Raw genomic sequence first — 25383 nt, forward strand, 5'->3', positions numbered from 1 at the left:
GAGTTTAATGACAAAACCCGGCGATGCCGGGCGTCTGTCAATAACCACGAGCTCTGTCTACCTGCCCGCTCACCGCTTCGCCCCGCTCAATAGCCTGAATAGCCTGCGCAATAAAAGCCACGGCTTCACTGCGGCGTGTCGTCGCCGCCATATGCGGCGTCATCGCCACACGTGGATGCGCCCACAACGGATTATCAGATGGGAGTGGCTCCTGGCTAAAAACATCAAGCATGGCGCCTTTCAGCTTGCCGCTCTCCAGAGCAGCAAGCAAATCACGCTCGACAACATGCACACCGCGCGCAAGATTTATCACATAGCTGTTGTCAGCCAGCTGATTGAGCAACGCAGAGTTAATAATGCCAGCCGTTTCTGGGGTATTCGGCAGCAGATTGATCAACACTCGTGTGCCATGAAGAAAGTCGGGCAACTCCTCGCCACCCGCAAAGCTGGTCACGCCGGGCATGTTTTTACGGCTGCGACTCCAGCTACGCAGCGGGAACCCCCACTGAAGCAGACTTTCGGCTACTTTCGTGCCGAGCACACCCGCGCCGAGGATGCCAATGGTGAAGTCTTCACGTTCGTATTCATCCAGCGGTTGCCATTTCGCCTGCAGTTTTAGCGCCTGGTAATCATCAAAGCGCCTGAACCAGTGCAGCACCTGGCTCACGGCATACTCCTGCATTTGCAGCCCCATGCCGGTATCCTCCAGGCGAAACAGCGGAATAGACTCGGGAAGCATCTCAGGATGAGCCTGCAACTGGCTAAGAATCGAGTCAACTCCCGCCCCCAGTGCAAACACGCCTTTTAATTGTCGGCCTTTGAGCATCGCAACCGGTGGATGCCAGACCAGCGCATAATCGGCATGGGCATTATCGTCCGGCGTCCACGCACGGATATTTGCCTGTGGCAGCGCCTGCCGCAATGCGTGGATCCAGTCATTGTTATTGAATGAGGGGTGATAAAAGATAATTTCCATATCAACTCCAGAACCTGATGTGATGTATCCGGTTATTTTCCGGAACAATTATGCTTTTTCGCGAAGGCCGCTCAGCATAACAAATTTCTCTCATACCACGCGGATAAAGTGCCGTGCCGAGAAAAAAAGCGATTTCAGAACGTTTAAGAAGCAGGTTGTTTGAAGTTTGTCTAAACGCGCTAATTTATTGAAAAAGAGGATTGACGGCGTTCCGGGTTTTCCCTACATTAGCGCCCGTCCCGGTAACACCGGGAAGACAATGTGGTGAGGTGTCCGAGTGGCTGAAGGAGCACGCCTGGAAAGTGTGTATACGGCAACGTATCGGGGGTTCGAATCCCCCCCTCACCGCCATCATTCAAAGAAGAGCTCGCAGGCAAATGCGGGCTTTTTTTTCGCCTGTCGCACTCCACTAGGGGGGATGAGAAGCCCCGACCGGGGTCGACAACTGGCGCAGCCAGTTGGACAGACCATGAACGCCGTGAATGGGCTGCCCGTAGGGTGAGCGCAGCGAATCAATCCCCCTCACCGCCATCATTCAAAGAAGAGCTCGCAGGCAAATGCGGGCTTTTTTTTCGCATATCGCACTCCCCAGGAGGGATGAGAAGCCCCGACCGGGGGTCGACAACTGGCGCAGCCAGTTGGACAGACCATGAACGCAGTGAATGGGCTGCCCGCAGGGTGAGCGCAGCGAATCAATCCCCCCCTCACCGCCATCATTCAAAGAAGAGCTCGCAGGCAAATGCGGACTTTTTTTTCTCATATCGCACTCCCCCAAGGGGGATGAGAAGCCCCGACCGGGGGTCGACAACTGGCGCAGCCAGCTGGACAGACCATGAACGCCGTGAATGGGCTGCCCGCAGGGTGAGCGCAGCGAATCAATCCCCCCCTCACCGCCATCATTCAAAGAAGAGCTCGCATGCAAATGCGGGCTTTTTTTTCGCCTGTCGCACTCCACCAGGGGGATGAGAAGCCCCGACCAGGGGGTCGACAACTGGCGCAGCCAGCTGGACAGATGACGAGCCTGCGATAAACCTGCCCGCACAAAAAAACGGCAACGTTTTGGAACAACCGCTCGTCAAATATCCTCGCCCCTACATTGTCATTCCCTATCCAGTAGCCCTCTTTCGTTAAGCGCATCATATTTCAGGATTTCGGCGGTCATTCGTTGCTGCCACCGGGTGATAAATGCCCGGGTGTGGGGAGCGGCCAGATGCGCGGTCAGCGCATCCTGATCTTTCCAGCGTTCCAATATGAGCACGTTTCCCGCCAGGTGATCCTCTACGGCCACGTCATACGAGAGGTTTCCTGCACGTTTTCGCACGGTTTGAGCAAGCACTTTCATATCGGCCATAAAAAGCGATAAATCAGAGGGGTTGATCTTCACATAGCCACAAATGATGAGCATATCGTCGCCTTTTATCTGCTATTCCCGATCGCCATGGCTGGCCGATCGGGGATCGTGATTATCAAAAGTTTGTCAGCACAATTTTGCCCTGAATCCTTCCCATTGCTGCGCGCTGGTGGGCAGCAGATGCCATTGCGAGCGGATAGGTGCTATCAATCACCACCCGAACCACACCTTCTTCCAGAAGACGGCCTGCTTGCGCTAATTGCGCACCGCTGGAGCGCACTTGCGTGGATGACACCGTCACCGCTTTTTGCGCGGCTTCATGATGTGCGGAAAAGCCCAAAGGATTAACCAGAAAGAGTGCGCCGCCAGGTCTGATACAGCGCAGAAAGCGCGCCATAGTTGCGCCACCTACCGCATCAAAAACGAGATCAACATTTTTTACTGCGTTCTCGGCTGCGGTTTTGGTGTAGTCGATAAACTCGTCTGCCCCCAGCTCGCGTAAAAGCGCTTCATTGTGGGAGGAAGCCACGGCGATGACCTGCGCACCTTTCCAGCGGGCAAGCTGAACAGCAAGGTGTCCCACGCCGCCGCCGGCACCATTGACCAACACGGTTCGCCCTTTTAATGGAACGGCTTTATGTGGAAAAGACTGGAAAGGATTCGGCGCGTCATGCCCGGTTTCGATAAGAAACTGCCAGGCCGTGAGCAGTGACATCGGGGCACCGGCAGCCTGAACATGCCCAATTCCCTGCGGTTTCAGCGCCAGTTCCGACGAAGGAACACTGACATATTCTGCGTAAGCGCCACTGCCCTCCATCACCTTTTCAGGAAAACGCACCATCGAATAGACCTCATCCCCGATGCTGAACCCGGTAACATATTTACCGACCGCCGCGACAACACCTGCGATGTCCGTTCCCAAAATAAGCGGGAAAGTGGGTTCGGGCCACCATTCACGCGGAAGTGCCCGATACCCGTCACGCAGATACCAGTCTGGCGGGTTAAGGCTGGCCGCTTGCACATGAACCAGAACCTCGTCGTTTCCCACCCGGGGCCGGGGAACGTCTTCATAACGCAGGTTATCTGGCCCACCAAACGCATGTAGCTGTACAGCTTTCATCATCTCAGTCATTACCGTCTCACGCTAAAAAACACTCAGGTGACAGAGCATACGGCTAATATTCACGATTGATAATGTGGCTGTATTTCGCTTTAATTGTGCCATGAAGGAACAAATAGGTTTTGAAAGACTCACGGGTCTCATCGCATTCGCTCGTGCCGGCGCTCTGGGCAGTTACAGTGCCGCTGCCCGTGCGCTCTCCGTTTCACCTTCCGCCATCAGCAAAAGTATTCAACGGCTGGAGAAGCATCTCGGCGTCACGTTATTCACCCGAACGACACGCTCGCTCGTGTTAACGGCCGAAGGCCGCGAGCTGCATGAACGTGCGCTGCGATTGCTACGGGATGCCGAGGAGATCGAACAGGTGGCAAAACGCGCGCGCGCGGAACCGGCAGGTACATTGCGGATTGCGGCATCGTTACCGGTGGGTATCCACATGATCGCCCCCGTGCTTGCGCAATTTTGCGCGCTTCACCCAAAAGTGACGATTGATTTACGGTTAAGCGACCAGGTGGTAAACATCGTTGATGAGAATATTGATATTGCCATTCGGATTGGCGATCTCGCGGATTCAAACCTGCTGGCGCGTCGCCTCCCGCCGTATCAGATAGGGTGCTATGCCTCGCCTGAATATTTAGCCGGTTGCGCTCCACCGCAACATCCTGATGACTTAATCAGCCACCAAACGATTAATCTGCGTTACCAAAATACAGGGCAACTTTTTCGCTGGCCGTTCCGTGTCGGTGAGCGGGAGATTGAAATTGTGCCTTCGTCAACGGTGATTGTTGATGCCAGCGAAGCCGTCATAGCCGCAATGACTGCCGGGGCCGGAATAGGTATGGCGTCGAATTTTATGGTGTCATCCCTGGTCAGGGATAAAAAGTTAGTTCCCGTACTCGCAGATTTTACGGTAGCGCGGCGTAATATTTCGGCTGTCTGGCACGAAAGTCGTCGTTCCAATCCGGCGGTACGTGCGTTTCTGGATCATATGCTTAAACATTTTTAAATTAGCTGCCAGCGGCGATAATCAACGCGGCATGAACCGCAGTATCCACGTTGGCACGCAGGAAATGCTCAGGATGAAATCCGTGCCAGTCTGGTTTTACGGCCCCAGAGCGCACTAGTTCGCAATGAAGAAAAAATAGAAAGGATATCGAAAATGAAAGCAGTGGAATTTTTGCTATACACTCTCAAACCCGGCACCGGGAAAGAGTTTCACCGGATCATGACCGAGGAGAGTGCCCCGCTTCATCGTTCAGCAGGTATGGATAGTGAAGCGTGGCGGCTTGGCCCCCGGCAGGCCATTATTGACAGAATAAGCCTCAGCGTTAAATCGGTGCTCACGCTCAGTGACAGCGCAATCGAAAATTTACGATCCAGCTGATTGCGCAACCAGAAATGATTATAACGCCGCGCCAGCGGCATTTTTTTTCACCAGCCCTTAACGTCGCGCTTCACCACCAGTCTCTTCAACGCCAACTCACTGTCTCAGCGCCTGCAGAATTGTTCAGTGAACGGCATCCCCATTCGTAAGCCATCTGGTCAGCGATCAGATCCATCTGAACGGCAGCAATGCGCGAGGAGCAGACATTCTGCCTTCTGAAAAGGTTCACAGTAATGACATTTCTGACAAATTGAGGTCGCGGGTATTTACATGCGATTTCTGCCTACCTGCCCAGATATTCCGTCACCTGCTGCCGTTGAGGTGGCCGTCTTCATGTCCCTACGTTGTTGATATAAGCCTGTAAGCCTGCTGCGAGAATATCGAACACCGTTTTACAGGCCTTACTGTGCCGCAAGTCCTCATGCATCACCAGCCAGGTGTCGAGATGAAACGCAAAGAAATCAGGCATCAACCTCTCTAACGGAACAGGGAAACCGGCCAGTTGAACCTGACACATCCCTATGCCCGCGCCTGCGCGGATAAGGTGCAGTTGCGCGACATCACTGTCAGTGCGCACGGTAAAGCGTTCACGATTTAACTGAGGAAAGTGTTTCAGTGCCTGTAAAATAAAGGGCGTCGTTTTATCAAAGCCCACAAGCGTATGGGTGAACAACTCGTCAATACTTTCCGGTGCGGCGTGGCGTGCCAGATAGGACGGCGAGGCATACAGACCAATTTCAATACAGCCCAACCGACGCGCAATCAGTTGTTCCTGCACCGGTGTGCTCATGCGTACCGCAATATCCGCTTCCCGGTTCAATAAATCCTGTATTCGGTTAGACAACACCAGTTCAATGGTAAGTTGAGGATAATCTTCTTTAATTTGTGCAATCAGGGGGGGCAGCACTTCGGTGCCGATAATTTCGCTCGCAGATACGCGAACCACGCCATGTAACCCGGCGGAGTGGGCACTGAAGCTGGCAGCCGAACGCTCAATCATACTGGCTGTGTTTTCCATCGCTTGCGCATGTCCCAGAATCGCTACCGCCGCATCCGTGGCCTGCAGGCCAGTCTGAGAACGTGTAAACAAAACCAGACCAAGGGCGGATTCCAGTGCCGCTACGTGACGCCCCGCTGTGGGCTGGGTGATGGAAAGCATGCGTGCCGCTCCCGACAGGGAACCTTCTTTCATCACTGCCAGGAAGGTTCGATACCATTCCCATGGAATATTTATGTTCATACAAAAATGCATACCTGCTATCTGATGCCATGCAATTACATTTAGCTTGCACAGGCACTACGATGTCAACAGATATCCGGAAGAGGTAAGACAATGAACAGCAATAACAAGGTACTCATACTGGGCGCAACAGGCGGAATCGGTGGTGAAATCGCCCGTAAACTCATCCGCGAAAAATGGGACGTTCATGCGTTGCGCCGCAATGCCCCGCAGAATGAAGATCACGAGAGTATGACGTGGATAAAGGGTGATGCGCTGAATGCTGAGCAGGTTGCGAGTGCCGCGTCAGAGTGTGATGTGATTGTTCATGCTGTTAATCCACCAGGTTATCGAAACTGGGAACAACTGGTTTTGCCCATGCTACAGAACACAATCAATGCCGCAGAGCGAAATGGTGCATTAATCGTTCTCCCGGGCACCGTTTATAACTACGGCCCGGACGCCTTTCCACTTCTGCGCGAAGACTCTCCCCAAAATCCTGTCACCAGAAAAGGGGCAATACGGGTGCAAATGGAGAAGGCTTTGTTCGCTTACGCGCAGCGTGGCGGAAAGGTGCTGATTCTGCGGGCCGGTGACTTCTTTGGCCCTGACGCAGGCAACAACTGGTTTTCGCAGGGATTGATCAAACCGGGGCACCTCCCGCGGATAATTAAAAACCCTGGCAAAGCCGGGACAGGCCATCAGTGGGCCTACTTGCCGGATGTCGCCGACACTCTGGCTGCGCTGTTGGCACGTCGGGATCAACTCGACCCTTTTGCCTGCTTTCATATGCGGGGACACTGGGACGCCGATGGTACGGCGATGACCGGAGCCATACAGCGTGTCGCACAGCTTGCGGGTGTTAACGCAAAGGTAAAATCATTTCCCTGGTGGCTCATCACGGCGATGGCACCGTTCAACACCACACTGTATGAAATGCTGGAGATGCGCTATTTATGGGAACAGGCAATACAGATGGACAATGCAAAACTGACCGCTTTCTTAGGCCACGAACCTCATACCCCGCTTATTGAGGCTGTGCGTACCACTTTAATCGGCCAGGGCTGCGTTAATCACACATTGTTCACGCATTCGTGAGCGGATCTAAGTATCGTTTCTGGCACGAAGCGGCAAACCATGGCATAGCCATATCTGCGACGAGCGAGGAGCGGAAGCTCGCGATTGTCATAAAAACCGGGAACCAAGACTAACATTGGCATCTGATAATCAACCGGGAGCAGGTCAAATCGATTGTAATAGCTTCAGGTTGATTCAATTATATATAAATAAATTCGTATTTCACGATGTAAGTTCCTATTTTATTTACACGAGCTGTTACCCATACACCTGTCATTCCTTGCTTACGGTGGTTGCGCAGAAATTCTTTGTTTGTACAAAGCTGTATCCATCTGGTGGTGTTCAAATCTTTTAACCAGATACCTGCTTCACAATGCCCATACTTACCTCTCGATGGCCCTGGGAAGACAACCTCATATTCAGATTCATAGCTAATGATTTTGTCTGGGAAGAGATAAACATAGACATCGTAACAGTTTAAGCTCAATACAAACCCTAGGCAAAAACCGCCAAAGAATGCATTACAAAGATACTTTAATGTTTTGTTAAAAGTGCGAAGATAGAAAGCGCGTATAAGAGAAAAACTTCCAATCAATGCGCCAAAAGAAATATATGTTATCCATTCAGGCACCGACTTTTGTAAAATCGTATTATTGGAGATGCTTGATGCCCACAACATATACCAGAACCATCCACCCATAATGATGCACATCATGGCTATAATGGACCATTTCCTATATTTATTTTCAAAGTAATAAGTTTTATTCATTATTATATTTTTGTAGGTGTCAAAAGGTAAAACCTAGCCTTGCTACTTAAGGCTATTTTAACTTATTAATTTTAATATGTCTCCTGTTTCTACTTGAATGTTAAACTTCCGCTGCTGGCACAGCGCTGCCGTTGGTCATTACCTGCACAACTGAAATATGGCTACTGAATCTGTGGCGATTCAGAGGGAAATGCGAAGCGGACCCTGGCGGAAAGGCTAAGTGACAGGCACAAAAGATAAGAAAGCCGACTCTGCCGAGTCGGCTATTTTGGATGTCAGAGCTTGAAGCTGCCAACCACGTTTTCGAGTTGGACGGTTTGTTCTTCCATGGACTGCGCGGCCGCCGCCACCTCTTCCACCAGCGCCGCATTCTGCTGCGTTGCGCTATCGAGCTGGTTGATGGCGATGTTGATCTGCGCAATCCCGCGACTTTGTTCATCGCTGGAAGAGCTGATTTCTGAGATCAGCACGCCCACGCTTTCGACTTTCTCCATCAGGCCGTCCATCGTGGTACCCGCCTGACGAACCAGCCCGCTGCCCTGCTCAATGCTGCTCACCGACTCTTCAATCAGTTTTTTGATCTCCTGAGCGGAGCGGGCACTGCGCTGCGCCAGCGAACGAACTTCACCGGCCACCACAGCGAACCCGCGTCCGTGCTCGCCCGCCCTTGCCGCCTCCACTGCTGCGTTAAGCGCGAGAATATTGGTCTGGAAGGCGATGCCGTCAATCACACTGATGATTTCCACCACTTTAGAGGAGGACTCATTGATGCTATTCATTGTGGAGACAACGTTGTTAACCACACTGGCTCCTTGTTTCGCCACCGCCGAAGCCTCTTCCGCCAGCTTGTTCGCCTGCAACGCGTTCTCTGCGTTAAGGCGCACGGTGCTGGTCAGTTCTTCCATGGACGCTGCCGTTTCCACGATCGAGGCCGATTGATCTTCGGTGCGCGAAGAGAGGTTCAGGTTACCGCTGGCAATCTGGCGCGAAGCCGATGAGATCGCCATCGAGCTATTCCCTACCTGCTGCATCAGCTCATTAAGGAACGAAATAAACTTATTGAAGTTGTTGATAATGGCGTTGAATTCCGGGCTCTTACTTTGCGCAAGACGCTGCGTTAAATCCGCGCCGCCGCTGGATAACGCTTCAATATTACGATTGAGCAACGTCACATTATGGAAAATATTGCGCACAATAATCATCATGATAAAGACGATAAGGATGCCGATAATCGCCTGTACGATGGTGAGCTTGGTCATGATGGCGTCAGACATACTCACCAGGTGGCTGCTCGGAATATCAACCGCCATGAACCATGGACTGCCGCTGATGGGCAGAACGAACAGGGAATGCGCGCCATCTTCACCGTCATAGCTCCCGCGCACTTCCGTTGTTTTACCCTGGCCCAACAGGCTAACTAACGGTGCCGCCGCCGGAATACCGAGATCGCGAACGTTTGACAGCGCGGGTTTATCCTGTACGGAAGAGCCGTTCCCGACGATTTTGCCGTCCGCTTCAACAATCAGTACGCTGCCGTTTACCGCTTTGCCCATCTCAACAGCCAGCTGGTTAAAGAAGCCCAGCGTCACGTCGATGGTCGCCACGCCCCAGGCTTTACCGTCTTTCCAGATCGCCATAGCACAGTTCGTTCGGGGCTGCGGGCTGGCCGCATCCTGATAAGCTTTCGCCCACGCACACTCGCCTTTCGGCGCATTCATGCCGTCTTTATACCAGGGTTGTTCCCAGTATTTTGCCGACTCCGGCTGGTTCCATACGGTGTTGACCTGCAGGTTGCCGCTTGCGTCGCGGGCATAGAAGGTACTGAATTTGTCCCGAGCCGGATCTCGCTGGCCGGGAAGCGGCCAAATCCCGCCGCCGAATACGTTTAAATCGCCATATTGGTTAACCAGACGCGGTAATAATGCGTCGATTTGCTCACTTTGCAGACCGACAACCAGTTCAGTGATGGAGCGTTGCTGAGCCTTAACACGGTTCATCTGCTCTTTAATCGCGTTACTTTGTAATTCAACCGTCGCCTGAATATTTTTGGTCTCGGTTTCAATAATCTGCGGGGAAACGAATTGTTTGATAACAATATAGGTAACTATCAATAAGATAACGAAAAAGCTTATAAGTAACAGGCCTATTCGGCCCTGAGTATTTTTCCATGTCATAATAGCAGCACCCGTTCTGGTTGAATTAGGTGTAATAACGACATTTATTTGAAATTCTTTAATTTAAATCGTGCCATGGTTTCATATAAACGCGCATTTCATTGGTCAAAATGAGGTTTTAGAAAAAAACGTTCTGTCGTTCACATTTTTTAATGTTCCCCACTTGTTTCTATAAAAGGTAATATCAACGTCATGCGTTATTTCCCGTAGAGGGATTTATTTTGATGATATCTATATTATTTTCATCAAGATGCGTACTTTCTGATGAAACTGAACGGTACGGACAGCAACATGTTCATTCGTACTTTTTTATCAGGCACGGTGGCAAGATACATAAGGCATGAAACTGAAGGACAGACATGACGGCATATTCAAACTCTGATGCGGCAAAGGACTTACGCCCGGCCTTAGACAAGGCACCTGCTGGCGCTGTTAACGGTGAATGGGTCTTTATCACGGAGCAGGCTGGAGTCGCCTCGCAAACCGGAGGCTACAGGTATGCCGACGGAAGTCACATTACTGCTGGTGACCACGCCTTTCAGAAGGTTCAGAAGGTTGTCGAGAAACTCGAAGCATCACGGATACAGCCCTTTAATAAGGTTATTGTTCGCTGGAGTAAATCTAAAATACCGTTAATGCGGGGTCGCGTTACGGTTGACATAATTTTCGATGAGGCCATTGTGCCGCGAGGCCCTCAGAGTCCGGTGTATGAGGCTGCCGCTGTCGCAAGGCGAGCATTCTGGAAGAAGTATGGCGAGGTGTCGGATGGTTTTATTGCTGAACGCGGGGATGCAAACATTCACAACCAGACGAAATGGTTCGGGCCCCATCGCCGGGTGCTCAGCATTAAGAGCAGCAGCAAATTAACGCTGGCTACCGATGGCCTCTCGACGCCATGGGCTGGCGTTGCAGCCGCAGAAAACGGCGTAGAATGCGAACTCTTCATGGAGCTGGATGTTTCAGATATTACCGGCCATCAGAGGGATGACTGGGCGCATCTGTTAATGAACCTGGGAGATCTCGTTGCCAATGGCTATGCGATTGCCGCCGATGTTGAAAAATATGAAGCCATTCTGTTCTGCTCTCTTACGGACGATTATCAGCCAATGACCCGTATCGTTCTCAGCCGTGATGGTCGTCGGATTGAGGGGCTGCCCTTCGGTTCAGTTCCGCTGATCCGTGTAACGCCGATAACCGAAGCAGAGATTGAACATCAGGACCAATCCGATGAATGGGCATCAAACGCGGCAAAACATGCACTCGCGCAACGGCGGATAGAAACGTAGAGATTTATCACGACGTTATTCCCCCCCAGGCAGAGTGAAGCAGTCAGCTTTCTAACGAAAGAGCAGCTAAAACGATGACATGGCGATCCAGAATAACGATATTTTGCAGGCTCATCAGAACGGCAGCTGCTTCAGTAAGCGGCCGATTGATGTATGAAATTGCCATACCCCATCTTCATTATCATCAGAAACAAAACTATCCCTTCCCCAGAAGAGATAATTTTTCTATTCGCGATTACCGCCGTATTTGGCTGGCCCTCAAATTACCATGCTAAATTGCTCATTACTGTTGCCGGTTTTATTTTTTTATTCCGTTCTCAGAACGGAAAGTCGGGCATGCCGGTAATCGTTAATACCCAATCAAAAACCGGTTCAACAGTAATAAACGTCGCCACTCCCCCGCTCAGCAACTGAGTAACCACCTGTTATTGCTGATTTTCTCCGAAGGGGTCAGCAGCGTAAAAGAAATTGAAAAGCGGATGTGAAACACCGGTGGTCTTTTTATCAGCCTCATCTGCTTTCAAAAAATATTCCAGTAAGGTTTTTGGCGTTTTTGCCAGGTTCTCGAACAAATTTACGGGATGCTGCACCACTTTCCCGCCTTCCAGACGAAAGCCATGTTTCAGTCCGGTTGCGGTTACAAAGAACTTACCATTTATACTGCCAAAATCAGGCTCCGGCGTTTTCAACGTCACTTCACTGGCCGCCTCAACAATAAAGTTTTGATTCCCTTTTTGCTGATAAACCGAAAACTGTGCGTCGGAAACCTGCTCCATGCCAGCGGTATTTTTGCCGGACTGATTGACGATGCTTTCAATAAAGTTAAAGTTTGCCAAATGCGTCGGAGAGTATCCCGGGTCCAGTTCATAGCGTAAAAAACCTTCATCCAGCGCGGAGCCAGATAGTTTCCCCCCGTTGAGGATACGTGAGGCTGTTGCCTCATCTTCTGCAATAAATTTGTAAGTCAGTACGTGCCCGCCGGTGTCATACATATTCCCGTCATTAAGGTTTGCCATCACGCCATTAAACATACGGTAATCCCCTAAATCGCGGGCGAGATCGTCCACATAGCGCAGATCCGTTCCCTGTTGCTTTGCCTGCGCATATAACCCGGCCAGCGTATTGCGGTCATTATTTGTCAGAAAATTAACCGAAGACATGCCCATCTTGTCTTTCGTCAGTTGAGTTTGTACAGGTGGGTTGCTGTCCGTATCGCCGAACAGACGGGACATCAGCAGCCCCATACCGCTGAGAGTCGTTTGCCCTGATGCCGCCGGCGTCTTCGCTGACGTCTGTACAGGCTGGGGGAGAGTGGTTTTTGAAATATCCTCAGAGGTGCTTTGCGTCTGTGTGTATTTCGCTGTGGATGTCGTGATAATCATAAAATCCGTTTCCCCAAGACCTGAGATGTAAAGTGGATCCCCGGTGAGTCCATACCGCTTTTTTCCGTAGTACCCCACAATCCGGAACACGGCGGAATAGATACGCGCGCTTATTGATGTGAAATCGTACATCGATATAACTAACGGCATAAGACCGGATAACTTGAGCGTTTTTCCCGCCAGGAACGATGCACCAGGTTGACGCCTGACCGCCATTAACATCCCCATCATCACCAGCCCGGCACCCGCTGAAGAGATCAGGCCCAGCTATGCGTGATCTCCCAAACCCAGGCGGCAGCCAGTGAACCGCCTGCTCCGCCCAGAAACATGATGCTCATAAAGAGTGTATTAAGACGGTTTCTGGCATCCGGGCGCAAAGCATAAATTGTGTGCTGGTTCGCTATCAGTACACATTGCTCACCTGCATCCAGTAGTAAAATGCCCACCACCAAACCCGCCATGCTGTTCCAGGCCCAGAGAGCACCCCAGGCAAACAGCATGAGTAACACACCCAAAACCACCATCCGGAATGGTCCCTGACGATCGCTGAAACTGCCTGCCAGAGGCGCACACAAAATACCGATTAATCCCAGAGCGGCCAGGGTTCCGGTTACCCCTGCCCCATAACCGTAGCGATGCGCTAACCAGAAAGGGAGCACGGTCCACAGCATGCTGAAAGAGGCAAACAGCATGGCTTGTGTCAGTGTTGCATCTCGCACCGGCGGCTCGCTTTTCCACAGTTCACCTAATGAACGTAACACCGCCGGATAGTGAAACGTGGGTGTCGGCAATGACTGAGAAGGCAAAACGCGCGCGATGAAAAAATAGCGCCAGCAATGTCATGACCGCGCCGGAAAAAAAGACGCCACGCCAGCCGAAATACTGATCGATAAGGCCTCCGATAGCCCGGCCAGCAAGAATGCCAGCGAGAACACCGCTCATCACGGTGCCTACCGTTTTTCCCCGCGAAGACACTTTCGACAGAGAGGCAGCAAGCGGCACGATTTGTTGGGCAACGCAACGGTTGCCGCCATCCCCGTCAGGAAAGAGAAGCACACCAGCACAGTCGCCGTTGGGGCTAACATCATGCCGATCAGCGCGAGGAAGAGCACCTGCGCCTGACGCAGGATAAGCCGCTGACGCTCAATATAATCACCTAATGGGATCAGCAGGAATAAACCCGCCGCATAGCCTAACTGGGTGGCCATGGGGATCAACGAAACAGCGGCCCATTCATGGGGAAAGGTCGCCGCGATCGGGTTCAGGACAGATTGATTAAAATAAATATTCGCGACCACAATACAGCAAATAATCGCCAGCATCAGAATTCTGGCTGATGAAAGCGCCTGGTTCTCCGTACGCACTGACTACACCTCGCTCTACATTCACGCTTTTTTGCAGCATAAGCAGAGGCGGCGCCCAACGCTTGGCGCGTTTTTTTCAGACATCTGAATTATGTGGCACAAGCGTCTGAGATCGGGATGAGTTAGTAATGGTTCTCATGTTGTTAACGGTGCTGAGTGTGAGGAGTAACAAAATGGATTTAAAACTGACAGGTAAAGTGGCTCTGGTAACCGGAGCGCGAACCGGGATTGGTTTCAGTATTTGTGAAGAGCTGGCTGCAAATGGTGTGCATGTCGTTATGGTTTCCAGACAAGAACCGGAACTTATCCTGGCGGCGAAAAAGATCGCCGATAAGTATGGTGTTTCGGCGCTGCCGGTTGCCGGGGATGTGACCGATCCCGGCCTGCCTTCGCGGGTCGTTGAACAAGCGGAAAAGGGTTTTGGGCACGTTGATCTGCTGGTGAATAATGCCGGAAAAGCCCATGCAGGCACGCTATTAACCACCACCGAAGAGGACTGGCAGTTAATGACCGAGACAAAATTTTCCGCCATGCGACGCTTTTGCAAAGCTGTGTTACCCGGAATGCAAAAACGAAACTGGGGGCGAATTGTCACTATTTCCTCTATTGGCGGCATCTACCCAAACCCGCAACTTACCGTCTCACATGCACTGAGCGCCGCTATTAACAACCTGACCCGAAGCCTTGCTCTGAGCGTGGCGGCGGATGGCATTCTGGTTAATGCGATTGGCGTAGGTGCTGTCGCGACGGATAACTGGGCGCAGAATATGCTGCCGAATGTCCGCCATCGCCGCCCTGAACTGGCTGATAAAACTGACGACTACGTCATGGCATTACTGGGAAAAGAGAAAACGCCGGTAGGCCGCTTTGGGCTGCCTGAAGATATCGCGGCAATTGCCGCCTTTCTGCTCTCCGAAAGGAATCAGTTTGTTACCGGGCAGACCATTGAAGCATCAGGTGGCGCAGACAGATTTATGTGAATGTTCCCCCTCAAAAGATGGTTTGAGGGAGGTTAATCAGAACCCGCTAATCAGCATGCATGGGCCAGCGGAATAAACAGCGCTGACGCCCATTGCCAGGGCAATAATCCCGTGCGCCTTGTGCAGAAGGAGGATTCCTGGCTGCGGGAGAGCCGGTGACAGCAAGAGCGGCTTGCCATCACAGTCGGTGTCATATGCAAGCGTGCCGATGAACTGAACGAAGCGTCACCGGCCGCGCGGAGACTGCGGTTATGTTCGCGGCAGCCTGCCATCCTGTTTATCAGGATACCGGGGGATTAACCTCCCCCTTGTTTAAGGGGCGCGTTGCCTCTATCCATGAACTCACGGACCTGAAACCCGGCGCGTTAAAGCCCGGTGCCTTCAACCAGTACAAACGTTCCGCTGGCAGCCCCTGAACGTAGTGTTCTTGCGGCCTGGTATTCCGGACTTTCATAAAAGCGTTTAGCTTCCGCAAAAGAATCGAACTCAAAAACGACATGCCGTTCATGCGACTCTCCTTCAAGATTTTCGTACTGCCCGGACCAGGCAATGATCTTCGGATCGAAATTCTGCATGGCCGCCGCCGCCGCTCTGGCATATTCAGCGTAGGCAACGGGGTCTGAAACGGTTACATGAGCGATGAGATAACCTTTATTCATGGGTTTTATCCTTCGTTAGCGGCTGGATATGCCAGCGTAAGTACATAGACAGGTGAGAACGTAAAAGCCTTTTCAGGGGATGATTGATCTTCAATGCATCCAGACAGCGTTGTGCGATTACGCGGTGTGAAAGCAGTCTATTAAGTATTAACATGGCCATAAATAGCGGAAAAAATAACGTACTGTTACCCAAAAGGTGAACAATGAAAAATCTGGAGCCACTGATCATTTTTGCGCGCGTGGCGGAAATGAAGAGTTTTACGCAGGCAGCCGAAAGTCTGGGCATCCAGAAAGGACGCGCTTCACTGGTGGTCCGTGAACTCGAGCAGGAAATTGGCGCTACGCTACTGCACCGGACAACGCGGACGGTACAGTTGACAGAAGACGGGCGGGTTTTTTATTCGCGCGCCCGCGACTTTCTCTCGGAGGCTGAGGAACTGAAATCCATGTTCTCTCACGGCGATCAGTCATTAAGAGGGAGGATTCGCGTTGATATGCCAGCGGTACTGGCACAAAGCGTGGTGATCCCTGCTCTGCCACAGCTGCTGGAAGCACATCCTGAACTGGAAATCGAGCTTTCGAGTACTGACCGACGTGTCGATCTGGTTCAGGAAGGATTTGACTGCGTTGTGCGCCTCGGCCCCGTTGTTGATGAAACGCTTATTGCACGGCCATTGGGGCATCTGCGCATGATCAACGCAGCCAGTCCGCGCTATCTTGATCGCTTCGGTGTTCCGCAGACGATTGATGATCTTCTCAGCCAGGGACACAGGATGGTTCACTATATGCGCAACTTTGGTTCGAAACCTGACGGATGGGAATATCCGGCAGGCGAGGGTTACCACTCAGTGATGTTACCAGGCACCATAAGAGTCAACAGCGTACCGGCTTATCATGAGGCGGGGCTGGCGGGGTTAGGTTTAATTCAGGGAGGTTATTCCTCACTTTTACCCCATATAAAAAGTGGCGCACTGGTTGAAGTGTTGCCCCAGTTTCGCCCCGCGCCGCTCACTGCGTTTTTTGTTGTCGCTCACCGGCGCAACTTGTCGCAGCGTGTAAGAGCGTTTATGAACTGGACCGAAGAAATGTTAAAACCTTACTTTGACTGATACCGGCATTCATAATTGGTTGTTATTGCTCTTCCCCGCCGCAGCCTGGTTAAAACTCGCCGGGCGTTGTCCCCATTACTGAACGGAACGCCGCAGAAAACGCCGCCGGGCATGAGAAACCGAGCTGGTAGGCGATCTGTTTCACGGGGATGTTATCAGCGAGGAGATCTAAGGATGCGTATATTCTGGCTCGCTGTTTCCATGTCCGGAAGCTGAACCCGGTGTCCCGTAAAAACTGGCGAGAAAAAGTCCGTTCCGACATGTTCGCAATGTCAGCCAGGTCAATCAGTGACGCGCTCCAGCGATGACTGAACACCAGCTCTCTTGCGGCACGAAATAAACGCGCATCACGCGGCATGGGAAGTTCTGCGCCCCCGGAGGGGGTCTCGCTGAGGATCTCCAGCAGTAAAAGCGCCATTTTTCGCTTTATCGGCGCGTTATATTCACCCGTAAAAAGGCCATTTATGAGTTCTTTCACCAGTGGCGTCGCGCTAATGGTATGAACCTGGCTGTTCCTGCTGAAGTTTGTACAGGCCGCAATCAGGCTACTGCTGACATAGACCGCCCGTAATTCCGTATCTGACAGAACGCTATAAGAGTGAACCATAAACGGGGGGATCCAGAGGGCGCGTTGAGGGGGAATAACCCACTGTCTGTCAGCGGCTTCAACAAGCATAACGCCCCTGGTAGCAAATAATAGCTGCCCTTCAAGATGGTAATGCGGGCGATCGACCTCTCCACGGCGGTAAGAAATGGCCGTGCCTGACCATCCCGTCGCCTCATCATGTCTTGGCTTTTTATCAATGCTGACTGGCATTTCAGATGAGAACCTCTTGTTTACCATGACCTGGCTGATCTTACCCGCGCGATAGTGTTGGCGGGTAACGTGCGCTTAATTAACTTTATGACCCGTATTACAGGAGCATACATCTGTGCGAGTACATTTCATTGTTCATGAACGTTTCGAAGCGCCCGGCGCTTACGAAACCTGGGCCGCGCATCGCGGCCATCAGATCACCTTTTCCCGCGTTTATGCCGGTCAAAAACTTCCCGCAGATGCACGGGACATCGATCTGCTGGTGGTCATGGGCGGCCCCCAGGATCCCTCCGTCAGTGTGGAAGAGTGCGCGCATTTTGACTCTCACGCTGAGCAGGCGCTGATTGCCTCGGCGGTGAACACAGGTAAAGCCGTCATCGGTGTCTGCCTGGGCGCTCAACTGATTGGCGAAGCATTGGGTGCCCCTTTTGCTCACAGTCCGGAAAAAGAGATTGGCACGTTTCCCATTTTTATGACTGAGAAGGGAGCGCTGAACGAGATGTTCTCTCACTTCGGCAATACCCTTAACGTAGGTCACTGGCATAACGATATGCCGGGGCTTACGCCTGAGGCGGTAATTATCGCCTGGAGCGAGGGATGTCCACGCCAGATCGTCGCGTATTCTGATCGGGTTTACGGGTTTCAGTGCCATATGGAACTGACACCGGAGGTCGTCGAACTGTTGATTGCTCATTCCGAAAACGATTTACGCCGGGCCGCTGAATATCGTTTCGTTCAGTCAGCAGACGAACTACGGGCGACGGATTACAGCGAAATGAACAGAAACTTATTCATCTTTCTCGACAAACTTGCGTCGCGTTACGCTCAGTCAAACGCATGACGACATTCACCTCAACGGAACCGGCTCCTGATGTTAATGAACATCTGGCGTTATCTTTGCGTTGAGAAAAAGCCCCTGGCTACCACAGTATCCGGGGGCTTAGCGACAAATTTACAGACCCAGTTCCGACAACCCCGGATGATCATCCGGACGACGTCCCAGCGGCCAGTGGAATTTGCGTTCACTCTCTTTGATAGGCATGTCATTGATACAGGCGAAGCGGCGTTTCATCAGGCCATCGGCTTCAAATTCCCAGTTTTCGTTGCCGTAAGAGCGGAACCAGTTGCCTGAGTCATCACGCCATTCGTAAGCGTACCGGACCGCGATACGGTTGCCGTCAAACGCCCATAACTCTTTAATGAGACGATACTCAAGTTCCTTTTTCCATTTACGGGCCAGGAATGCTTTGGCCTCTTCACGATTATTGGCAAACTCGGCGCGGTTACGCCATTTGGTATCCAGTGAGTACGCCAGTGAAACTTTTTCAGCATCGCGACTGTTCCAGCCATCTTCAGCGAGACGCACTTTTTCAATCGCTGACTCGCGAGTGAACGGCGGAAGTGGCGGGCGGGTTTGCGTTTCGGACATGGTGAAGCCTCCTGTAAATTCGGATATATGAGTAGAAATCATTTTTTGATACGCAGGCGTTATGAAGAGGCCTGTTCCAGCAAGATTTTCGCCACGTCCTTTGCGCTATCGGCGGCGCTGCAATCGCCCATTACGTACGACATGGTGATAGCGCCCTCCAGCAGAATCAGTAGCTGTCTGGCCAGCGCGACAGGTTGCCCGATATTTAATTGCTCAGTGAGTTCGAGCGTGTAATCCAGCAATTTTTGTTTATGCAGCTTTGCTATCTGGCGAACGGGATCGTCAGGGTCTCCCACTTCTCCGGCTGTGTTGATAAATGCACAACCACGAAAGCCTTCTGATTCAAACCAGCCCCTGAGGACAGTGAACATATTCAAAATGCGATCCTGAGGGGTATCGCCTTTATCAGATTCGGTTCTGAACCAGTGCATCCAGCGTTCATCACGCTCATTCAACGCGGCGGCTGCCACGTCATCCTTGGTCGCGAAATAGCGATAAATACTTTTCCTTGCTACGCCTGAGGTCTTGACCAGAAGATCCATGCCGGTGGCATGAATACCGTTTTGATAGATCAATTGCTCTGCGGTAGACAGGATTTTTTCTCGGGTATCGGTCGTTTTCTTGTTCATGCGATAAAGGTAGAACGATCGTTCTACCTCGTCAACCCTTTTCTCAGAAAGAACTTTCGAAAAAGAAAAAAGCCGTCCGTGAGTGATAACGAACCACTAGCTGTTTTTAAAACGCAGATGAGCTGGAGGCGCACTCTACGGGCACGCAGGCGTCGAACGCGTCGGATTGAACGTCTGTCATGAGTGGGGAGCGGATATTAATCGTGCGTTTTATCATTCCCGGGAATCATCTTCAACGGACTGTTTTCTCTGTTTAACTGGCAGAAATTCCCGCGCTGCATGTCCTACCATTTTACACAATATTTGTCTCTTTTATTTATGTCATGAATAGCTAATATCACAACGTCTGAACAGACGTGCCGGTTCAAATTCGTCGTAATGGCGCTTTATGACATCGGAATAATAAACAGAGCGTGACTCAACAATTTCAAAAGGAGAGATAGGTATGAAGCGTCCAAACTGGTTTCAGGTTTCTGCTGAAGGTGGAAAGGCTATCGGAGCGCTCCATCATTACGCTACTACCGGGACAAATTTACCCACTGATCTTATTCACTTAATTTTTTTAAGCGTTTCACAGATTAACGGTTGTGCGCACTGCATTGATATACATACTCGCGACCTTATCAAGGCTGGTATGTCCATCGAAAAGATAGTTCTGGTGCCTGTCTGGCGCGAAGCGACCTATTTATTCTCGGAAACAGAGCAAGCGGCGCTCGCATGGGCAGAAGAAATTACCCGTATCAGTGAAACACACGCTTGCGATAAAGCCTATTCCGCCGCGCTTTCTGTATTCGGTGAAAAAGATCTGGTTGAACTGACCATTGTTATTGCCACTATGAATGCCATTAATCGTATGGGTATCAGTTTTCGCATGAAGCCGCTAGCTAAAGCCTGAAATCCGGTGCTGGCGAAGCGAGGTTATACATAATCTTCTGAATTTTATAATGAAATAATTATCGGGGGATGCACCTCTTTAAAGATAAAACACCCCTCATACTGATTTTTGGGTGTGACGGTTTCACGTTCGAAAGCATGATGCCAGGCAGTGCTGACATCCGGTATTTGTTGCGCTGTAAGCAAAGTGTATGCCGCCGCACCGGATAAAAGTTCGACCGAGAGTGGATCGGTAATTTGAAAATTAAATAGCGTTAAATCATTGTGTAAAGCACTACCGCGTTGGGCAAGCTGAGCAATAGAATGACTTTGTAAGGGAAATGCATCCTCAAAATATTCTCGGACGGATTTTAACTGTAATTCTGCCTTCTCAAGGCTACCGCGCCGTTTTATATGAAGATTGTGAAGCATAATTAACATCCGGTGTTCTGGATACGCTGAAGTGAAGTTGATCAAATTTTCAGCCATGCGGAAGTCACGCCATGCAAAAAAATGTCTTCCCGATCGGGCCCTGAAATATTCATCCCTTTCTCGTTGTTGAATGGGTTGCCATTCCGGGGGGAAGGCAGTTAAAGGTCGACGAGGAATAGCGTCTATTCCAAGGCAAGGAATTTGCCTTGATATTGCCCATGTCAGTAAATTTAAGGTTTCCTGCGTACGTAATATCCTGGGGAAGTTTTGAAGTCGGCAAATGGCAGATTCATTATGTTGATGCGAAAATAACATCCCTTTACTATCCGCTTCAAAAATTAATACAGCCGAATTTTTAAAATAGCGCTCCGCTATATCCTTTCTTAATTGAGTATATTCCGACACACCATGTATGGATTCGCCCAGAAAAATAAAACGTTTGTCGCGAAAAAGCGGTTGCTCTTTAAGAACATAATCCGTAGATCTACGCATCAGAATTATGGCCGCAAGTGATAATTACATGCTATTACCTTAACTTTATACGGCGACTACGGACAAGTGATTTGCAGTCACTGAAGCATCTCTACTTTACATAAACGGCCTTTAGTGAACGGTGGCCGTTCTGTTTAGCATCAGCGGGCTCAGCCCCGGCTACTAAGATCTTCGCGCGTTGGCCCCTGAAAGTAGATGCTACTGATATGGCAACTGCGCGGTTGAGTCAGTACAAAACGAATCGTTTCCCAGATCGATCGCCCAGTCAGTAAACGTTCCCCCATTGCGGAGTAATTATCGACAGCCATATCTAACCCGGTCAGTTCGAAATCCGGTGGGTACAGCCCGGTTACGCGTATATTTTCTTCAGATAACTGCTGTGACAGTTTCGTTGTAAACCCGCTAAGCCCATGCTTGCTGGCAAAAAAAGCGGGATGCGCAATTGAATCCGTAAAATGCGGGATCGCGCATGAAGATATAATGGAGACGATATCAGCACTGTCTGAACGTCTTAATCCAGGCAGCAATGCCTGCGTCAGTAAAATCGACCCCGTAAGTCCTGAACTGATGGTAGTGATAATTTCTGTGTCAGGCTGATCGTCCAGTGTCCCTGACAACCACTGAGCGGCATTGAGAATTAAAATGTCGATGGGCTTGTCTGAAGTTAATAACGGTGAAGAAAACGAAGAAAGGGACTCAGGTCGGGTTAAATCACAGAGATACCCTTCTGCAATGCCGCCTTCGGCAGTAATGATGCTGCAGGTTTTTTGCATATCATCAGCCCGCCGCGCGCAAAAATTCACCTCGACGCCCTCTCGCGCCAGCCACACGCACAGCGCCCGGCCAAATCCCCCGCCGCCACCGGTAATAACCGCTATCTTACCTCTCAGCATCTTCATGCCTCCTTTTCTTAATGGATATGTGTGATGGAGATATACATGAGGAGACTGAATGACATCTTTCCGTTAGTGCCATTTTTAATAAATAAACGGCGCGACAAACTGGTGAAGAGTACAAGGGGATTAGCGACTTTCGCCTCTGGCACAAGGCCGCCCACGAAAATATCATCGGACGGCGATTTGCCCGAAGTTGTAATTTGGGTTCAGGTAATCCTGTATTTACAACTTGACGGTATAGCGGACAAAATTATCCAGCACGGCAAGCTTATCATACAGTGCCCGGGCCGGATTGGACTCTCTGGTAACCCAATAGACTTTCGACCATGACTTCGTCCGGGCTTCCTCACATATCGCCTCAATCAGCGCTTTTCCCGCGCCAAGGCCGCGCATAGTTTCATCAACAAAAAGATCTTCAAGGTAACAATGAGGCTGTGTTACCCATGTTCCCTCATGCAACACGCACATCGCAAAACCAACCACGCCCTGTTCGGCTTCCGCAAGCCGGCAGATGACATCAGAGTCTGGAGACAGCACCCGACGCCAGGTCGATGAGGTAACGTCATCGCTCAGCGTACTGCCAGAAAATTGCAAATATCCGTTCCAGAGCCTTAACCATGCATCGTAATCCTTAGCGTTAGCTTCACGTACCTTAAACGACATGTCATATACCTTGATGAGTAAGTGTTAATTCCATAATAACAAAGCTGATTTTGGGCCCTGGCGCTGCTTTCAGGCTTAAAAGTCCCGGATCGCTAATATCCGTTTCTGTCACGAAGCGGGCAGCGCCGGAAGAGATGATATGCGCTCTGAGTGAAAAACGGGAGTTCGCCGTTTATCCCACCGTTGCTGGCGCATGTTAATCATTGAGGAGCATCAATAATTGTTCGTGGTGTTCCGGGCGATCTTGCCGGCCGCGAACCATCCAGTTGGCGATGGGATAATGTGGATGGAGTGAGCCGGTTGATAGGCTTTATGCAGGCGCTTTACCTGACGTATAACATCCGTAACGTATATTTTTGTACGCTTGGGCTTTAGTGCCCAATGATGAAATAAGTTTCGGCGATTCTGGCAACCTCCCCCAGCAGGAAGTTTATGATATGCACACAGATAAAAAATTTCGGTTATATCGCCCCCTGAAAGGCATTACGCATACTTTTGGCGACGAGTGGTTTGCGTTGAAAGCAGAAGCGTTCGCTCGTTTTTTCGGTACGCCGATATTTCTGATTGGACAGACTATCGTTGTGATCGTTTGGATTATTCTGAACGTGGCAGGTGTCGTGAAGTTTGATCCCTATCCTTTTATTCTCCTCAACCTTGCGTTCAGCATTCAGGCTGCTTATGCCGCGCCGCTGATCCTGCTGGCGCAAACCCGGCAGGCGGAGCGAGATCAGGCTCATGCGCTGGCGGATGCACAACACCGCGAAGATCTGGACGACGCAATGACGAAACGCCAGATCCTCGCCGAGGAGCAGTCGGCACAACTGCTGGAATTGCTAAAACAAAATACTCAGTTGACCGAAATGACCCGGGAAATGGCCGAGCGTATCGAAACAATCACCTTACAGCTTGCACAGCGTGAGCTTCACAAACAGCAGCAGTAAATATCTCGTGGTGACTGGTGCCACCGTGAGATCTGCCGGCAGACGTAGGGCGTTATGGCAGCGATCCGCTCACTTCGCCAGTATCACGAAAATGCCCCGCTAAGCCTGCTCCCTGAGCAGGCATTGTAAGCGCACCCGTTTTAGTTCCACGCACTTTTTGAGAGTTCCGGTTTTTCAGCCATCAGCCGGTATTCCTCCGGCGTCAGGTTATTCTGGGATTCATGGGGACGCTCGCTGTTGTATTCATTCAGCCAGCTTTCCGTGATTTCCCTTGCTTCATTCAGCGTTCTGAACAGGTAAAAATCCAGGATTTCTGTCCGGTACGTCCGGTTGAACCGTTCGATAAACGCATTCTGCGTCGGCTTACCCGGCTTGATAAATTCCAGTGCCACACTATGCTCTTCAGCCCACTGCGCAAGTGTCAGCGAAACCAGTTCCGGGCCGTTGTCCATCCGCAGTTTCAGCGGATACCCCCGGTTCGCCACTATCCTGTCCAGTACTCTGACCACCCGTTGCGCCGGGATATTCAGGTCAATTTCGATCGCCAGTGCTTCGCGGTTAAAATCATCCACTACGTTGAAGGTCCGGAAGCGTCTGCCGCACACCAGCGCATCGTGCATAAAATCGATGGACCAGCTCTGGTTCATCGCCTCTGGCGTCGCCAGCGGAGCAGGATTACGCACCGGCAGGCGCTGTTTTCCCTTACGGCGAAAATTCAGTTTCAGCAGGCAATAAATCCGGTGAACACGTTTATGATTCCAGGTGTTACCCTGCCTGCGCAGCAACTGGAACAACTTCTTAAAACCATATCGCGGGTAGCGCTCTGCCAGCTCAGTCAGCAGCTGGATCACTGGTTCATCGCGCCGGGTATCGGGCTGGTAAACATAGACCGTCCTGCTCAGCGATAATGTCCTGCAGGCCTGGCGGATGCTCATGGCGAATTGTGCCGTCAGATAGCTGACGAGCTCCTGCTTTATCGCTGGTTTTAAAGCTTTTTTTCAATAACGTCTTTCAGTGCACGGCACTCGAGACTCAGGTCCGCAAACATCTGTTTTAATCGCCGGTTCTCATCCTCCAGGTCTTTCATCTTCTTGATATCAGACGCTTCCATACCGCCAAACTTCGCTTTCCAGTTGTAATACGAGGCCTCAGAGATACCAGCTTCGCGGCAGACATCCCTGACGGTACGTCCGGCTTCGACGGACTTCAGAACGGCAATGATCTGGTGTTCGGTGAATCGGGCTTTACGCATGGCGATCTCCTCAGAGGACATAATCAGTATGTCGGAAGATCTCTGAAAGTGAATGGTTCGTTTTACCGGGATGCTTACAGCATGACAGGCACTATTGAGCGAGGAGCGG

General features: G+C 51.0%; 28 protein-coding genes and 1 tRNA gene. 10 read left to right on the forward strand and 19 right to left on the reverse strand.

Features of this window, described 5'->3' with window-relative positions:
- Window positions 1-37 precede the first annotated feature (37 nt).
- On the reverse strand, window positions 38-976 hold the full coding sequence (ghrA, locus tag AAIG26_RS11555) for a glyoxylate/hydroxypyruvate reductase GhrA (RefSeq protein WP_343179842.1): 939 nt from the start codon (window positions 974-976) through the stop codon (window positions 38-40).
- Window positions 977-1239: 263 nt separating this feature from the next.
- On the opposite strand from ghrA, the gene AAIG26_RS11560 reads away from it, so the two are divergent.
- Window positions 1240-1327, forward strand: a tRNA-Ser gene (locus tag AAIG26_RS11560).
- 748 nt (window positions 1328-2075) lie between these two features.
- On the opposite strand, the gene AAIG26_RS11565 is transcribed toward AAIG26_RS11560, so the two are convergent.
- Entirely contained in the window at window positions 2076-2381 is a 306-nt protein-coding gene (locus tag AAIG26_RS11565; RefSeq protein ID WP_045507023.1) for a putative quinol monooxygenase, read from the reverse strand.
- 61 nt (window positions 2382-2442) lie between these two features.
- Window positions 2443-3459 carry an NADP-dependent oxidoreductase gene (locus tag AAIG26_RS11570; protein WP_343179844.1) on the reverse strand — a complete coding sequence of 339 codons (1017 nt, stop codon included), beginning with the start codon at window positions 3457-3459 and terminating at the stop codon, window positions 2443-2445.
- Between the two features lie 91 nt (window positions 3460-3550).
- Between AAIG26_RS11570 and AAIG26_RS11575 the strand changes: the two genes are divergently transcribed.
- Together AAIG26_RS11575 and AAIG26_RS11580 are read left to right on the forward strand one after the other, a co-directional pair.
- Entirely contained in the window at window positions 3551-4453 is a 903-nt protein-coding gene (locus AAIG26_RS11575) for a LysR family transcriptional regulator (protein WP_343180326.1), read from the forward strand.
- 153 nt (window positions 4454-4606) lie between these two features.
- Window positions 4607-4831: a hypothetical protein gene (locus tag AAIG26_RS11580; protein ID WP_343179845.1), complete on the forward strand. Its 225-nt coding sequence runs from the start codon at window positions 4607-4609 to the stop codon at window positions 4829-4831.
- Between the two features lie 331 nt (window positions 4832-5162).
- On the opposite strand, the gene AAIG26_RS11585 is transcribed toward AAIG26_RS11580, so the two are convergent.
- Window positions 5163-6071, reverse strand: a complete 909-nt coding sequence (locus AAIG26_RS11585) for a LysR family transcriptional regulator (protein WP_343179846.1) — start codon at window positions 6069-6071, stop codon at window positions 5163-5165.
- 93 nt (window positions 6072-6164) lie between these two features.
- Between AAIG26_RS11585 and AAIG26_RS11590 the strand changes: the two genes are divergently transcribed.
- Window positions 6165-7148, forward strand: a complete 984-nt coding sequence (locus AAIG26_RS11590; RefSeq protein WP_343179847.1) for an NAD-dependent epimerase/dehydratase family protein — start codon at window positions 6165-6167, stop codon at window positions 7146-7148.
- A 178-nt stretch (window positions 7149-7326) separates the two neighbouring features.
- Here AAIG26_RS11590 and AAIG26_RS11595 read toward each other — a convergent pair whose 3' ends face one another.
- Window positions 7327-7896, reverse strand: a complete 570-nt coding sequence (locus AAIG26_RS11595) for a hypothetical protein (protein ID WP_343179848.1) — start codon at window positions 7894-7896, stop codon at window positions 7327-7329.
- A 275-nt stretch (window positions 7897-8171) separates the two neighbouring features.
- On the reverse strand, window positions 8172-10070 hold the full coding sequence (locus AAIG26_RS11600) for a methyl-accepting chemotaxis protein (protein WP_020457388.1): 1899 nt from the start codon (window positions 10068-10070) through the stop codon (window positions 8172-8174).
- A gap of 359 nt (window positions 10071-10429) precedes the next feature.
- Here AAIG26_RS11600 and AAIG26_RS11605 point away from each other — a divergent pair, with 359 nt between their 5' ends.
- Window positions 10430-11356, forward strand: coding sequence for a hypothetical protein (locus AAIG26_RS11605; protein ID WP_343179849.1), 927 nt, complete (start codon window positions 10430-10432; stop codon window positions 11354-11356).
- Window positions 11357-11399: 43 nt separating this feature from the next.
- Here AAIG26_RS11605 and AAIG26_RS11610 read toward each other — a convergent pair whose 3' ends face one another.
- The 5 genes from AAIG26_RS11610 to AAIG26_RS11630 form a co-directional block, all read right to left on the reverse strand.
- Window positions 11400-11522 (reverse strand): hypothetical protein, encoded by a 123-nt coding sequence (locus AAIG26_RS11610; RefSeq protein WP_343179850.1) that lies wholly within the window; start codon window positions 11520-11522, stop codon window positions 11400-11402.
- A 259-nt stretch (window positions 11523-11781) separates the two neighbouring features.
- Entirely contained in the window at window positions 11782-12969 is a 1188-nt protein-coding gene (locus AAIG26_RS11615; protein ID WP_343179851.1) for a hypothetical protein, read from the reverse strand.
- Between the two features lie 26 nt (window positions 12970-12995).
- A complete protein-coding gene (locus AAIG26_RS11620) occupies window positions 12996-13499 on the reverse strand; it encodes an MFS transporter (protein WP_343182134.1) in 504 nt (167 codons plus the stop codon).
- A complete protein-coding gene (locus tag AAIG26_RS11625; protein ID WP_343180327.1) occupies window positions 13480-13680 on the reverse strand; it encodes a hypothetical protein in 201 nt (66 codons plus the stop codon). Before AAIG26_RS11625 ends, AAIG26_RS11620 begins: the two co-directional genes overlap by 20 nt.
- Before the next feature lie 8 nt (window positions 13681-13688).
- The gene (locus tag AAIG26_RS11630; protein WP_343179853.1) at window positions 13689-14102 is read right to left on the reverse strand and encodes a hypothetical protein; all 414 of its coding nucleotides are present in this window, start codon (window positions 14100-14102) and stop codon (window positions 13689-13691) included.
- Window positions 14103-14275: 173 nt separating this feature from the next.
- Here AAIG26_RS11630 and AAIG26_RS11635 point away from each other — a divergent pair, with 173 nt between their 5' ends.
- Complete coding sequence (locus tag AAIG26_RS11635; RefSeq protein WP_045506997.1) at window positions 14276-15082, forward strand: SDR family oxidoreductase; 807 nt, start codon at window positions 14276-14278, stop codon at window positions 15080-15082.
- Window positions 15083-15447: 365 nt separating this feature from the next.
- Here the strand turns inward: AAIG26_RS11635 and AAIG26_RS11640 are convergent, their stop codons facing one another.
- The gene (locus AAIG26_RS11640) at window positions 15448-15741 is read right to left on the reverse strand and encodes a DUF1330 domain-containing protein (protein WP_343179854.1); all 294 of its coding nucleotides are present in this window, start codon (window positions 15739-15741) and stop codon (window positions 15448-15450) included.
- Window positions 15742-15944: 203 nt separating this feature from the next.
- Here AAIG26_RS11640 and AAIG26_RS11645 point away from each other — a divergent pair, with 203 nt between their 5' ends.
- On the forward strand, window positions 15945-16850 hold the full coding sequence (locus tag AAIG26_RS11645; RefSeq protein WP_343179855.1) for a LysR family transcriptional regulator: 906 nt from the start codon (window positions 15945-15947) through the stop codon (window positions 16848-16850).
- 49 nt (window positions 16851-16899) lie between these two features.
- Here AAIG26_RS11645 and AAIG26_RS11650 read toward each other — a convergent pair whose 3' ends face one another.
- Window positions 16900-17667 carry a helix-turn-helix transcriptional regulator gene (locus AAIG26_RS11650; RefSeq protein WP_343179856.1) on the reverse strand — a complete coding sequence of 256 codons (768 nt, stop codon included), beginning with the start codon at window positions 17665-17667 and terminating at the stop codon, window positions 16900-16902.
- A 115-nt stretch (window positions 17668-17782) separates the two neighbouring features.
- Between AAIG26_RS11650 and AAIG26_RS11655 the strand changes: the two genes are divergently transcribed.
- Window positions 17783-18508 carry a type 1 glutamine amidotransferase gene (locus AAIG26_RS11655; RefSeq protein ID WP_343179857.1) on the forward strand — a complete coding sequence of 242 codons (726 nt, stop codon included), beginning with the start codon at window positions 17783-17785 and terminating at the stop codon, window positions 18506-18508.
- A 111-nt stretch (window positions 18509-18619) separates the two neighbouring features.
- Here AAIG26_RS11655 and AAIG26_RS11660 read toward each other — a convergent pair whose 3' ends face one another.
- A complete protein-coding gene (locus AAIG26_RS11660; RefSeq protein WP_017456351.1) occupies window positions 18620-19096 on the reverse strand; it encodes a nuclear transport factor 2 family protein in 477 nt (158 codons plus the stop codon).
- A gap of 59 nt (window positions 19097-19155) precedes the next feature.
- Window positions 19156-19725, reverse strand: a complete 570-nt coding sequence (locus AAIG26_RS11665) for a TetR family transcriptional regulator (protein ID WP_020457379.1) — start codon at window positions 19723-19725, stop codon at window positions 19156-19158.
- A gap of 445 nt (window positions 19726-20170) precedes the next feature.
- Here AAIG26_RS11665 and AAIG26_RS11670 point away from each other — a divergent pair, with 445 nt between their 5' ends.
- Window positions 20171-20620: a carboxymuconolactone decarboxylase family protein gene (locus AAIG26_RS11670; RefSeq protein ID WP_343179858.1), complete on the forward strand. Its 450-nt coding sequence runs from the start codon at window positions 20171-20173 to the stop codon at window positions 20618-20620.
- 44 nt (window positions 20621-20664) lie between these two features.
- On the opposite strand, the gene AAIG26_RS11675 is transcribed toward AAIG26_RS11670, so the two are convergent.
- The 3 genes from AAIG26_RS11675 to AAIG26_RS11685 form a co-directional block, all read right to left on the reverse strand.
- Window positions 20665-21522 (reverse strand): hypothetical protein, encoded by an 858-nt coding sequence (locus AAIG26_RS11675; protein ID WP_343179859.1) that lies wholly within the window; start codon window positions 21520-21522, stop codon window positions 20665-20667.
- 149 nt (window positions 21523-21671) lie between these two features.
- Window positions 21672-22421 carry an SDR family oxidoreductase gene (locus AAIG26_RS11680; RefSeq protein WP_343182135.1) on the reverse strand — a complete coding sequence of 250 codons (750 nt, stop codon included), beginning with the start codon at window positions 22419-22421 and terminating at the stop codon, window positions 21672-21674.
- A gap of 219 nt (window positions 22422-22640) precedes the next feature.
- Entirely contained in the window at window positions 22641-23081 is a 441-nt protein-coding gene (locus AAIG26_RS11685) for a GNAT family N-acetyltransferase (protein ID WP_045506974.1), read from the reverse strand.
- Window positions 23082-23518: 437 nt separating this feature from the next.
- On the opposite strand from AAIG26_RS11685, the gene AAIG26_RS11690 reads away from it, so the two are divergent.
- Window positions 23519-24022 carry a DUF1003 domain-containing protein gene (locus AAIG26_RS11690; protein WP_097407517.1) on the forward strand — a complete coding sequence of 168 codons (504 nt, stop codon included), beginning with the start codon at window positions 23519-23521 and terminating at the stop codon, window positions 24020-24022.
- A gap of 140 nt (window positions 24023-24162) precedes the next feature.
- Here AAIG26_RS11690 and AAIG26_RS11695 read toward each other — a convergent pair.
- Window positions 24163-25274, reverse strand: a protein-coding gene (locus AAIG26_RS11695) for an IS3 family transposase (RefSeq protein WP_343179861.1) whose coding sequence is annotated in 2 segments (ribosomal slippage) — window positions 24163-25022 and window positions 25022-25274 — 1113 coding nt in all. Because the reading frame shifts where the segments join, the coding sequence is not laid out codon by codon here.
- Window positions 25275-25383 lie beyond the last annotated feature (109 nt).

This window comes from Kosakonia sp. PSU_27 (genome assembly GCF_039409795.1).
GTDB lineage: Bacteria > Pseudomonadota > Gammaproteobacteria > Enterobacterales > Enterobacteriaceae > Kosakonia.

Coding starts and splice junctions, on each gene's coding strand:
- ghrA (WP_343179842.1), bottom strand. CDS start 976: ATGGAAATTATCTTTTATCACCCCTCATTCAATAACAATGACTGGATC.
- AAIG26_RS11565 (WP_045507023.1), bottom strand. CDS start 2,381: ATGCTCATCATTTGTGGCTATGTGAAGATCAACCCCTCTGATTTATCG.
- AAIG26_RS11570 (WP_343179844.1), bottom strand. CDS start 3,459: ATGACTGAGATGATGAAAGCTGTACAGCTACATGCGTTTGGTGGGCCA.
- AAIG26_RS11575 (WP_343180326.1), top strand. CDS start 3,551: ATGAAGGAACAAATAGGTTTTGAAAGACTCACGGGTCTCATCGCATTC.
- AAIG26_RS11580 (WP_343179845.1), top strand. CDS start 4,607: ATGAAAGCAGTGGAATTTTTGCTATACACTCTCAAACCCGGCACCGGG.
- AAIG26_RS11585 (WP_343179846.1), bottom strand. CDS start 6,071: ATGAACATAAATATTCCATGGGAATGGTATCGAACCTTCCTGGCAGTG.
- AAIG26_RS11590 (WP_343179847.1), top strand. CDS start 6,165: ATGAACAGCAATAACAAGGTACTCATACTGGGCGCAACAGGCGGAATC.
- AAIG26_RS11595 (WP_343179848.1), bottom strand. CDS start 7,896: ATGAATAAAACTTATTACTTTGAAAATAAATATAGGAAATGGTCCATT.
- AAIG26_RS11600 (WP_020457388.1), bottom strand. CDS start 10,070: ATGACATGGAAAAATACTCAGGGCCGAATAGGCCTGTTACTTATAAGC.
- AAIG26_RS11605 (WP_343179849.1), top strand. CDS start 10,430: ATGACGGCATATTCAAACTCTGATGCGGCAAAGGACTTACGCCCGGCC.
- AAIG26_RS11610 (WP_343179850.1), bottom strand. CDS start 11,522: ATGGCAATTTCATACATCAATCGGCCGCTTACTGAAGCAGCTGCCGTT.
- AAIG26_RS11615 (WP_343179851.1), bottom strand. CDS start 12,969: ATGATGGGGATGTTAATGGCGGTCAGGCGTCAACCTGGTGCATCGTTC.
- AAIG26_RS11625 (WP_343180327.1), bottom strand. CDS start 13,680: ATGAGCGGTGTTCTCGCTGGCATTCTTGCTGGCCGGGCTATCGGAGGC.
- AAIG26_RS11635 (WP_045506997.1), top strand. CDS start 14,276: ATGGATTTAAAACTGACAGGTAAAGTGGCTCTGGTAACCGGAGCGCGA.
- AAIG26_RS11640 (WP_343179854.1), bottom strand. CDS start 15,741: ATGAATAAAGGTTATCTCATCGCTCATGTAACCGTTTCAGACCCCGTT.
- AAIG26_RS11645 (WP_343179855.1), top strand. CDS start 15,945: ATGAAAAATCTGGAGCCACTGATCATTTTTGCGCGCGTGGCGGAAATG.
- AAIG26_RS11650 (WP_343179856.1), bottom strand. CDS start 17,667: ATGCCAGTCAGCATTGATAAAAAGCCAAGACATGATGAGGCGACGGGA.
- AAIG26_RS11660 (WP_017456351.1), bottom strand. CDS start 19,096: ATGTCCGAAACGCAAACCCGCCCGCCACTTCCGCCGTTCACTCGCGAG.
- AAIG26_RS11665 (WP_020457379.1), bottom strand. CDS start 19,725: ATGAACAAGAAAACGACCGATACCCGAGAAAAAATCCTGTCTACCGCA.
- AAIG26_RS11670 (WP_343179858.1), top strand. CDS start 20,171: ATGAAGCGTCCAAACTGGTTTCAGGTTTCTGCTGAAGGTGGAAAGGCT.
- AAIG26_RS11675 (WP_343179859.1), bottom strand. CDS start 21,522: ATGCGTAGATCTACGGATTATGTTCTTAAAGAGCAACCGCTTTTTCGC.
- AAIG26_RS11680 (WP_343182135.1), bottom strand. CDS start 22,421: ATGAAGATGCTGAGAGGTAAGATAGCGGTTATTACCGGTGGCGGCGGG.
- AAIG26_RS11685 (WP_045506974.1), bottom strand. CDS start 23,081: ATGTCGTTTAAGGTACGTGAAGCTAACGCTAAGGATTACGATGCATGG.
- AAIG26_RS11690 (WP_097407517.1), top strand. CDS start 23,519: ATGCACACAGATAAAAAATTTCGGTTATATCGCCCCCTGAAAGGCATT.